Origin of the sequence: Alicyclobacillus hesperidum subsp. aegles, from assembly GCF_027923525.1 — a bacterium.
In the GTDB taxonomy this organism is placed as follows: domain Bacteria; phylum Bacillota; class Bacilli; order Alicyclobacillales; family Alicyclobacillaceae; genus Alicyclobacillus; species Alicyclobacillus aegles.
On record NZ_BSBJ01000058.1, the window covers coordinates 1 to 422 of the forward strand.

Genomic DNA, 422 nt, shown 5'->3' on the forward strand with positions numbered 1-422 from the left:
TGGCGTGGAAGCGTAGTGATACGTGGAGCGGACAGATACGAATCGGTCGAGGGCTTCACCCGCAAGCAAGGTCATTTCATAGCAGAAGCAAAGGTACATAGCAGAAGACAACCTGAAGCGAAGTTTGTTCTGAGTAAGCACACCGGCAGGCAAAAGCCAAAGCCGCGTGAGTGCGGGGCAAACGAACACAGCACAAAGGTTGCACGAAGGACAACCTGAAGCGAAGTTTGGTCCGAGCGAACACATCTGCAGGCCGAAGGCCGAAGCCGTGTGAGCGAGGAGCAAACGAAGCATGAAAGTCTGGTGACCATAGCGGAGGGGAAACACCCGTACCCATCCCGAACACGGACGTGAAGACCTCCAGCGCCGAGAATACTTGTCTCGAGAGGGACTGGGAAGGTAGGTCGTTGCCAGGCAAGAGA

At 55.5% G+C, this 422-nt stretch carries 1 rRNA gene; it reads left to right on the forward strand.

From position 1 onward, the window contains the following. Window positions 1-299 precede the first annotated feature (299 nt). A 5S ribosomal RNA gene (gene rrf, locus QMF38_RS11440) occupies window positions 300-416 on the forward strand. Window positions 417-422: the final 6 nt, after the last annotated feature.